This is a genomic window from Methanobrevibacter sp. (assembly GCF_030539555.1).
Taxonomy (GTDB): Archaea; Methanobacteriota; Methanobacteria; order Methanobacteriales; family Methanobacteriaceae; genus Methanocatella.
Genome location: NZ_JAUNXX010000054.1, coordinates 1 through 9,564 on the forward strand (window position 1 = coordinate 1; position 9,564 = coordinate 9,564).

The following is a 9,564-nucleotide window of genomic DNA, read 5'->3' on the forward strand; positions in this document are numbered from 1 at the left end:
TTTGAAGTATATGAATCAATTGGATTATCTCTTCTGGATTCTAAAACCTGATATACTTCACGTATAATCTTGTCTTTATCCATTTAATCATCGTCCTTTGATGCTTGATCTTGAATACTCTCTGTAAGTGCAATTAATGGATGTTTGTCATCGTCAATAATTTCAATATCACTGAATGTTCTGATTCCTAACTTGTCGGCTGTTTTTTCCATACCTAATTTAATGTCTTGACCTAAATCAATAACATATGAGTCCACTGTTTCATAACCTTTTTGTTTTGAAGCTACTGCTCTGTGGTGACCATCAACTAAAATCCAACGGTTACCAGTTTTAACGACGATTGCCGGTTCGGCCAATCCTTTTTCTAATTCATAAGCTCTTCCTTCAAGTTCGTCTGCAAAAACTTTATCTTGTGTAGGTCTTAATTGATTAGTTTCAACAGGCATATGCTTTAAAGTAGTTTTGATTCCATATAACTGTTCCATGGTCTTTTTAAAGTATTCTACTTTGTTTGGTGTTGACCTTTCAATGTGGGACCTTACCATATCAGTATTTGTAATTATTCCAACTAATGCTCCTTTTGAATCTACTACTGGCATTCTGGAAATTCCTCTTCTAAACATAACTCTTGAAGCATCATTTATTGTGAGGTCCTGATTTGCGACTACTAATTTGGTAGTCATTAAATCTCTGACAGTATCTGCCCGTTCTTTTGATATGATGTCAAATGCGGTTACCATGCCCACTAACCTATCATTTTCAACTACTGGATAACTGTTGTGGTGACTTTCTTTCATGAGTGAGATGACTTCTTCAGTTTTTGTATCTGGAGACACATTAATAACATTTTTAGTCATATAATCTTTTACATATGTTTTTGTAGCCATAATCTTCATACTCCTTTATTCAATATTTTCTTTTAATAATTTAACAGTTTCGCCAGGATCAGCTTTTCCACGTGTTATTTTCATTACTTGGCCCACTAAAAAGTTAATAGATGCTTTTTGGCCCGCTAAATAATCTTCAACCGCTTTAGGATTTTCATCAATTGCTTGTTTTACTGCGGCCAATACTTCATCATCTTTTACAACACCAAGTAAGCCCAACTCTTCAGCAATAGCTTTTGGATTCTTATCATTATTTGGCATTTGTTCGATTATTCTTTGACCGGCTTTTGTAGTAATTTCTTTAGCTTGAAGCATATTTAAGAATTCAACAAGATTTTCCACGGTAATTCCACTATCTGCGAAGTCTAATTTATTATAGGATAATACTCTTTTTAGTTCGTCCCTCATCCATTTTGATGCAAATTTAGGGTCAACATCTTTAACAACCTCTTCATATGCGATAGCCAAATCCAATTCTGAAGTTAATACTTTCGCTGATTCTTCATCAATTCCATAATCTTCAACAAATCTTTTTACCTTGTTGTGAGGAGCTTCAGGCATTGTGTCTAAAATTCTTTGAATTGTGTCATCATAAATTTTCATAGGGGGTAAATCAGGATCGGTTATAAACCTATAATCATCAGCATCTTCTTTCATCCTCATTCCTACAGTAATCATTTGGGATTCCAGGTAAGCACGGGTTTCTTGTTTAACTTCAACTCCTCTTTTCATAAGGTTTTTTTGTCTTACAAGTTCGAATTTCAATGCTTTGTAAGCCCCTTTAATGGAGTTAATGTTTTTCATCTCCACTCTGTTTCCTCCATTAATGGAGATGTTTACATCAGCTCTCATGGTACCTTCACCACGGGCTGCTCCACTATACTGCAAAACACGAATTAATTCTTTTAGGAAGTTTCTTGCTTCTTCTGGAGATTTAATATCCGGTTCTGTAACAATTTCAACTAATGGAATTCCTGAACGGTTGAAATTAACAAAACCTCTGTCAGGGTTATATTGTCCAGGGTCTTCTTCAGCGTGTATTTCTCTTATTCTAATTCCATTCAATTCTCCATTTATTCCAATTGGAACTGAAGTTCTTTGGTAGCCTGATGGTAAATCCGGATAATCATAATGTTTTCTCATGAAATAAATAACGTCCTGGTCAATTTCACAGTTAAGCATTAGAGCTATCATTAATGCATTTTCCAATGCTTTTTCATTTGTTGGGTATGGCTTTGCACCCGGTTGGTTTAAACAAACTGGGCAGATGTTTGTATTGGCCGGTGCGTCCTGATAATTAGTAGGACAATCACAGAATAATTTTGATTCGGTTTCTAATTGTACGTGGATTTCAAGTCCACACATCATATCAACATCGTCACTAATAATAATTCCTCCACATAGGATAATTTTTCAATAAATTATATTATAGTTATATCTATCATATTAGATTTATAAAGATTTTTAAAAATAGTGATTTTTTCAATAAATATTATACGATAACTAATATTTATTTTTCAGGGATTCTTTTACATATCTTTTAATGAATTTATCTAGTTCAGGTGAGATTTCACTTTTTTGAGGTCCTAACATATTCTTATCAGTGAATGTTCCTTTCAAGTCACGTCCTGCCCATTTTACCTCTTCTTCAACTCTTTTACCGTATTTTGTTCCAAACATTTTAAATAATGGGAACTTTGTTATTCCATTTGCTCCACTCAAAATCAATATTCCGATGTTTGCCAGGTTGTCAATCCATGTTCCACAAATTATTTCAATTTCAGGGAAAGCTAGCCTGACTTGTGCTACAACTTGAGCATAGTAAAGTGATGCAGGTTGTGAGGAGTTCGCATAGATTGTTTCTTTATGGGGATTTAGTGAATAGAAAATGACTCGGTCAATTTTGTGGTCTTTAATATAATCAATTATATAGTCAACATCATCCAGTGTTTCACCAAGACCTAATATTATGGTTATTGCTTTTTTAAATCCCAAATCTCCTGCGACATCTAACATATTGCTTATGTCATCCAATTTCTTGCTGGGACAAACTCTTTCATGGATTTCAGGATTGGCTACTTCAACAGCACCGGTGATTCCTTTTATTTCTGACCTGTATTCTCTTAATTCATCTGTAATGCCGGTATTTAGCCAGACGCCTTCGCCGGTTATGTCTTTTATGGTGGTTGCAATTTCCTTTATCTCTTGAGTTGTAAATGATTCATATCCTCCGGATAAAAATTCAATATTCCAGTCAAGACGTTTGCACATTTCAGCTTCCGCATAGATGTTATTGATGTTTCTTCTGGCTTTTTTTGGATCTTTTATTTTTTCTTTTTGCGTAGACATGTAACAAAATGCACAATCTCCTTTATCACACCACCATGATAGGAAAACAGCTCTTTCAAGAGTAATTAAGTTTCCGTGATGTTTTAAAGTTGTGCTGTTAGCTTCTTTTATTAGGTCAAATATGTTAGAATCCATATTTTAATATTTGCTCTTAAAGTTTATATAGTAGTTTGTGTAATGTATTATTGTGAAATTATTTTGTTTTTTTAAATAAAATAGGAAAAAACAAAAGCTTTATATACTATGTAAATTATAATTATTATTACTGTTTAAAGTCTTTTGATTTTTAAACATGGGTTTTATTTGGTTAAGTTAGATGGGTGTTCAGATGCCGTCGTAGCTCAGTAGGTAGAGCGTTCGGCTGTTAACCGATTGGTCACAGGTTCGAGCCCTGTCGACGGCGCTTTTGGGCCCATAGCTTAGCCAGGTAGAGCGTCCGGCTCATAACCGGAAGGCCATGGGTTCGAACCCCATTGGGCCCATGTTAACTAACTTTATTGTATTTGTATGCTCCGGTGGTGTAGTCCGGCCAATCATTTCGGCCTTTCGAGCCGAAGACTCGGGTTCGAATCCCGGCCGGAGCATTTTAAAAAATTTGTTAAGATTTTTAATGGTTTCTTTGTATCCTTTGTTTCATAAGCGGGGGTGCCCGAGAGGCCAAAGGGGACAGGCTTAGGACCTGTTGACACAGGTCTTCCAGGGTTCGAATCCCTGCTCCCGCATTTTTAACAATTTTTATTCATTAGTATCTATGCCGGGGTAGGGTAGGTGGTCATCCTCCGGGACTGTGGATCCCGGGACTCGGGTTCGAATCTCGGCCCCGGCCCCATTTATAAAAACTTTTTTTTAGATATTACTTTTCAAATGCTCTCTCATTTCTTTTATATACTTTTAAAATCAGACTATTTAATTGAGTGTTAATATGGCAAAAAAAGGTTCTGCTGAAGAAAGGGATTTGGTACATAAACTATGGGAAAGGAATTTTGCGGCTATGAGGGCTCCTGCATCTGGTGGAGCAACAAAAAATCCATTGCCTGATGTTGTGGCTGGAAACGGAAAATTGTACTTGGCAATTGAAGTTAAAACAACTACAAAAGATAAGGTTTATATTGATTCTCCTCAAATTGAGGCATTATGTGAATTTTCAAAAATATTCGGTGCAAAACCATATATCGGAGTCAGATTCAAATATACTAAATGGCTATTTCTCGAACCAATCAATACTCCTCGCACTCGTAATGGAAATTACAAGGTCGAAAAGGACTATGCATTGGAAAAAGGCCTTGAAATTGATGAAATAGCTGGAATTGATAAACAAATGAAATTCTAGTTAAATGGTAATCTTTATATATCATTAAAATATATTTATTATAGTATGTTATGTGGGGTTATGGTGTAACCTGGCATCATCTGGGACTCCAGTTGTCTTTGAAGAAATATACGCGTAACTGAACAGTATCCGTTGTGATGATCAATTGGAGTACTGAGGCAAGAGAAATCCCAGGATCGGGGTTCAAATCCCTGTGACCCCATTTTTTTATAAAACTTTTTTTTCAAAAATTTTAATTACTTTATTGATAATATTATCTTTCATGAGTTCTATTGTTTTTATCATGGGTTATAATTACGATTCAAATTGCTATTTAATCAATGAAAATATTTTGGTTGATACTGGTGCAGGCCAAAATAAGGATTATTTGTTTTCAAAACTTCGTGAAAATGGTGTTGAACCTGAAGACATTGAAATGGTTGTCAATACTCATTGTCATTTTGACCATATCGGAGGCAATCATTTTTTCCCAAATGCAAAAATTGCAGTCCATAAACTGGATGCGATTCCTATTAGGAATGAAGATACTCTAGGTACTGCAGGCACTGCTTTTGGTTTTGAAGGAGTCAATAACAGTCGTGTAGACATTGAACTTCAGGAAGGTGATAAAATTGGTGATTTTGAAGTAATTCACACCCCCGGACATACAAGTGGTGGAATCTGTTTATGGGATGGTGAAAACCTGATATCCGGCGATACAATCTTTGCTGGTGGTGGAGTTGGTAGAATGGATATTGGTGGGAATTATGATGATATGAAAAACAGTGTGGAAAGATTAACAAAATTAAATGTCAAAAACATCTATCCTGGGCACGGGCCAATTGTAGAAAATAATGGAAAAGATCATATTAAGTTGTCTTATTCCTTATTATGATTTATTTTCCTAATTTTTTAGCTAATTTCTTAAAAGAGCCTCTTTTAACAAGAACGGTTACTTTTTCACCACGACTAATTGTGTTGTCTGGCTGAGGGATAACCAATTTTCCATTTTGATAAGTGGAAATAATGATATAATCTTTGGTTGGGGATATGTCTTTAAATCGTTTCCCAACAATTTTATCGTTAGTTATTGACATGTCCAATATTTCAGCATCTCCTTCACCGAGGGTCATTAATTCCGCAGCGTTAGGTCTTGTAACTAATTTTTGCAATTGCGCGGCAGCTGCTATTTCCGGGCTGATTACATGGTCAATACCAACTTCCTTAAATGCTTCTTCGTGATCTGGATTACTTACACGTGCAATAATGTTTGGAACATCGAATTTTCTAACTAAAATGCAAGATAACAAGTTTGCTTCATCATTTCCGGTTGTAGCAATGAAGTAATCTGCATCTTCAATGTTGGTTTCCTCAAGTAATTTTGAATTAGTTCCATTTCCACAAATAACCAATGCATCAAGCTCTGTTGCAACATCTGCACATAATGATTCGTCACTTTCAATTAATGTAATGTCGCATCCTTCTTCAATCAGTAAATTTGCAAGTGCAAGTCCAACACGGCCTCCGCCCATAATGATTACATACATTAAATCGCCTCATTAAATATTTGATAATCAATATTTATTTTTTAATATTATAAATCTATCTTTTAAAAATTTCGAAAAATGCTCTTATGGTAATCAATACGGGATATATTTCTAACCTTCCAGTCCACATATCGAACATACTTACAACCTTTAATGCAGGGTGTATGCTTGTGCTCATGATTCCAAGGTCCAATCCGTTGTTTCCCTGAAGGGACATGGCTGTAAACAGGCTTTTGAATGGGTCATATCCGCATAAACAGAACAATGCCCATGTAAACATGATGAACATCATATATAATGTAATGTAATTTCCTGATTGGGATATTGCCTTTTCAGGTAATTTGCGCCCGTTATATTTTATGGGCACAACCCTTCCTTCAGGGGATAGGATTTCCCGTACGTGACGGTAAATTCCCTTAAAGAAGGTTATCATCCTGACAAGCTTGATTGCACCTACTGTGGATCCGCTTGAACCTCCGGTCAGCATCAGACACATCAGGCATATTATCACGAATGGTTGCCACCCAGCCATTACATTCACTGGTGTGACGCTTGCCCCGGTTGTTGTAATCGCCGAGGTTACGGTGAATATCAGCTCTATCGGAACGATGTTTGACACGAAATAAAGCATCACGCAAACGAAAGCGATTACGCAAATAATTATCTTGAATTGCAGGTCCTGAATCAGGGATTTTCCCTTGGTTTTGATAACCTTGTAATGCACCAAAAAGCTTGTTGCACCTAAAATCATCAGGACAATCGTGATGAAATAGATTATGTCACTTTGATAATAGCCCATATTCGCGTTTTTGACGCTCATTCCTCCTGTTGAAATTATGGTGAATGTGTTGCAGATTGAATCAAAAAGAGGCATTCCCGCCAGCACATATAATGCAATTCCAATAATTGTATAGATCACGTAAATTTCCATTGTTTTTCGAAGTGTTGTTTTGATACTTGGTTTGATACGTTCGTCACGGGCTTCTGATTGGTATAGTTTTGATGAAACGGCTCCGGGCTTTGTCAAAACACCTATCACCATAACGACCACTCCTAAACCGCCTATCCATTGCTCTATGGCTCTAAAAAATAGTATGCTGTGAGGTAATATTTCAACATCGCTGTATATTGTTATTCCAGTACCGGTTAAGGCGGAAACGCTTTCAAAAACGCCATCAATATATGATATGTTTGTCGCAAGCATAAAGACAAGCCCTCCGATGAGCCCTGCCCAGAACCAGGCGAATGATGAAATCATCATTCCATGTTTCAGGCGTATTTTTTTAGGGGTTGAATTTTCAAAGTACCTTTTGCAAATAAAGCCTAGGGAGATTGAAATCAATCCCGGAATTAAAAAGCTAATGACATCAAACTCAAAATAAAATATATCCATTATTAGGGGGAATAAACACATTATTCCAATCCCAATCATCAGATATCCGGAATCTCTTGCAACAATCAACAAGTCAGTTTTAGTAATATACCTCATTATTGTAATAATTTGAACAAATATCTATATAAATTTTTAAGTAATAGAAAAATTATAGTAATTGTAAGGTTGGTAGGATTATGGACCGTAAAACAATATTATTATTGGGAGTAAGTATTCTTATTTTAGCTATAATGTTGTGGTTTGTGGGAATAGATAAAGTAATTAATGCTTTAAAAGTGGCTAATCTTAGTGTTATAGCTTTGGCAATCGTAACTCAGGTTTTTACTTATTTTTTATATACTCTACGTTGGGAAATCCTAAATAAATTGGCTGATATGGATTTGGGTATTAAAAAATTGCTTCCAATGGTTTTAGTGGGACTTGCCGTAAATAATATTACTCCTTCCGGACGTGGCGGTGGTGAGCCAGTAAGAGCTTATCTTTTATCCAAACAAAAAGAGGAATATCATTTTGAGGATTCACTTGCAACTGTTGTTGCAGACAGGGCTTTGGATACCTTTCCGTTTGTCGTATTAGCAGCAATTACAATTGTTTCCATGACTCTTTTTTTCAATCTTGATTTATGGTTACTTGTTGTGATGGTTTTGGCAGTAATAACTATTATTGCAATATTGATTATTCTTATTTACATGTGTATTAATCCTAATTTTGGTAATAAAGTGGATGGTTGGATAATTGGTCTTGTTAGAAGATTTTATAAGAAAAATTCTGAAAAATTAGAAAATCAGATACATGAAGCTATTTTTGGTTTTCAAAAGACCATGAAAATGTTAATTTCAAATAAAAGAGGGTTAATATATACTTTAACATTGTCTTTTGTAATCTGGTTTTTTGAAATTTTTAGAGTTTATTTGGTGTTTCTTGCATTTGGAGCAAATGTAAATCCAATAATAATTGGGGAAGTATTCATTATAGCTAGTCTGGTGGGTATGATTCCACTTCTTCCGGGAGGTCTTGGTGCTGTTGATGGGCTGATGATTCTATTTTATTCTACAGCAGGGATATCTGCATCAGTTAGTGCGGCGGCAACAGTTATAGAAAGGTTAATTTCATTTTGGATGGCTACAATATTGGGTATGGTTATTTTACCTTATTATGGGTCTTCTGTTTTAGATAAAATTTCCTCCAGTTCTTCAAATCAGGAACTTGAAGAAATATTGGAAGATGATTTAATTGAAAATGACTAACTGTTTGAATAATTAATTTGATAACCGGGAATACGATATAAAATAGAAAACTTTATTTTAATTATAAAATATATCTTTAAATGTTGTAGAGAATTAGTTTAATTATTTTTTAATCTAATTTCAACGAACTTAATGGTGAAAAAATGGAAATTAATGGTGTAAAAATACAAGATACCTTTGCTGAAGGTTTCGGAATTAAAGTATCTAGATTAATTATTACTGCTGCTACTAAACATTTAGCTAAAATTGCAGCTACTGAAGCTACTGGATTTGCTACTTCAGTTATCGGATGTCCTGCAGAAGCAGGTATTGATCAATATATTCCTCCAACTGAAACTCCAGATGGAAGACCTGGTTATGCAATCATGATTTGTCACATGTCTAAAAAAGCTTTAGGTGGACAAATTATGGACAGAATCGGTCAATGTGTATTAACTGCTCCTACTGCAGCTGCATTCAACGCTTTAGAAAGTGAAGAAACTTTCCCAACAGGAAAACAACTCAAATTCTTCGGTGACGGATTTGAAACTGAAAAAGAGGTAGACGGCAAAAAAATGCATGTAATTCCTATTATGTCTGGTGACTTCTTAGTGGAAGATGAAATGGGATGGAAAGATGGAGTGGCTGGTGGAAACTTCTTCATCATGGCTGATAGTCAAATGGCATCTATTGTTGCTGCTGAAGCCGCTGTTGATGCTATTCACGCTGTTGCTGGTGTAATTACTCCTTTCTCAGGAGGTATGGTTGCTTCTGGTTCAAAAACTGGTTCCAAATACTCCTTCATGAGTGCATCTACCAACGAAAAAGAATGTGTAACTTTAAAAGATCAAGT

Annotated in this window: 9 protein-coding genes, 6 tRNA genes and 1 pseudogene; 10 read left to right on the plus strand and 6 right to left on the minus strand. The window is 35.4% G+C overall.

Translation table 11 applies throughout. From position 1 onward, the window contains the following. The 4 genes and pseudogenes from Q4Q55_RS08285 to Q4Q55_RS08300 form a co-directional block, all read right to left on the minus strand. Positions 1 to 83, minus strand: a pseudogene (locus Q4Q55_RS08285) (phosphoribosyl-ATP pyrophosphatase); the annotation flags it as partial. Continuing rightward, positions 84 to 890: a CBS domain-containing protein gene (locus Q4Q55_RS08290; protein WP_303372361.1), complete on the minus strand. Its 807-nt coding sequence runs from the start codon at positions 888 to 890 to the stop codon at positions 84 to 86. It lies immediately after the preceding pseudogene. 12 nt (positions 891 to 902) lie between these two features. Beyond that, a complete protein-coding gene (gene gatB / locus Q4Q55_RS08295) occupies positions 903 to 2,255 on the minus strand; it encodes an Asp-tRNA(Asn)/Glu-tRNA(Gln) amidotransferase subunit GatB (RefSeq protein WP_303372353.1) in 1,353 nt (450 codons plus the stop codon). Positions 2,256 to 2,390: 135 nt separating this feature from the next. Next, positions 2,391 to 3,371 carry a radical SAM protein gene (locus tag Q4Q55_RS08300; RefSeq protein ID WP_303372354.1) on the minus strand — a complete coding sequence of 327 codons (981 nt, stop codon included), beginning with the start codon at positions 3,369 to 3,371 and terminating at the stop codon, positions 2,391 to 2,393. A gap of 195 nt (positions 3,372 to 3,566) precedes the next feature. Here Q4Q55_RS08300 and Q4Q55_RS08305 point away from each other — a divergent pair. From Q4Q55_RS08305 to Q4Q55_RS08340, 8 genes are all read left to right on the plus strand, one after another. Further along, positions 3,567 to 3,639, plus strand: a tRNA-Asn gene (locus tag Q4Q55_RS08305). A 5-nt stretch (positions 3,640 to 3,644) separates the two neighbouring features. After that, positions 3,645 to 3,718: transfer RNA gene (locus tag Q4Q55_RS08310), tRNA-Ile, on the plus strand. 27 nt (positions 3,719 to 3,745) lie between these two features. Then, positions 3,746 to 3,820, plus strand: a tRNA-Glu gene (locus tag Q4Q55_RS08315). Between the two features lie 55 nt (positions 3,821 to 3,875). Beyond that, positions 3,876 to 3,958 (plus strand) — tRNA-Leu (locus tag Q4Q55_RS08320). Between the two features lie 31 nt (positions 3,959 to 3,989). Beyond that, positions 3,990 to 4,065: transfer RNA gene (locus Q4Q55_RS08325), tRNA-His, on the plus strand. Positions 4,066 to 4,158: 93 nt separating this feature from the next. Continuing rightward, the gene (gene hjc / locus Q4Q55_RS08330) at positions 4,159 to 4,566 is read left to right on the plus strand and encodes a Holliday junction resolvase Hjc (RefSeq protein ID WP_303372355.1); all 408 of its coding nucleotides are present in this window, start codon (positions 4,159 to 4,161) and stop codon (positions 4,564 to 4,566) included. Positions 4,567 to 4,620: 54 nt separating this feature from the next. Continuing rightward, a tRNA-Trp gene (locus Q4Q55_RS08335) sits at positions 4,621 to 4,768 on the plus strand. Between the two features lie 60 nt (positions 4,769 to 4,828). Next, positions 4,829 to 5,440: an MBL fold metallo-hydrolase gene (locus Q4Q55_RS08340; protein ID WP_303372356.1), complete on the plus strand. Its 612-nt coding sequence runs from the start codon at positions 4,829 to 4,831 to the stop codon at positions 5,438 to 5,440. A gap of 1 nt (position 5,441) precedes the next feature. Here Q4Q55_RS08340 and Q4Q55_RS08345 read toward each other — a convergent pair whose 3' ends face one another. After that, positions 5,442 to 6,092, minus strand: coding sequence for a TrkA family potassium uptake protein (locus Q4Q55_RS08345; protein WP_303372357.1), 651 nt, complete (start codon positions 6,090 to 6,092; stop codon positions 5,442 to 5,444). Between the two features lie 55 nt (positions 6,093 to 6,147). Continuing rightward, on the minus strand, positions 6,148 to 7,584 hold the full coding sequence (locus Q4Q55_RS08350; RefSeq protein WP_368660151.1) for a TrkH family potassium uptake protein: 1,437 nt from the start codon (positions 7,582 to 7,584) through the stop codon (positions 6,148 to 6,150). Between the two features lie 77 nt (positions 7,585 to 7,661). Between Q4Q55_RS08350 and Q4Q55_RS08355 the strand changes: the two genes are divergently transcribed. Together Q4Q55_RS08355 and fhcD are read left to right on the plus strand one after the other, a co-directional pair. Next, a complete protein-coding gene (locus tag Q4Q55_RS08355) occupies positions 7,662 to 8,732 on the plus strand; it encodes a UPF0104 family protein (RefSeq protein WP_303372359.1) in 1,071 nt (356 codons plus the stop codon). 143 nt (positions 8,733 to 8,875) lie between these two features. Beyond that, positions 8,876 to 9,564 (plus strand): formylmethanofuran--tetrahydromethanopterin N-formyltransferase (gene fhcD / locus Q4Q55_RS08360; RefSeq protein ID WP_303372360.1); only part of this gene is annotated, 689 nt, incomplete at its 3' end.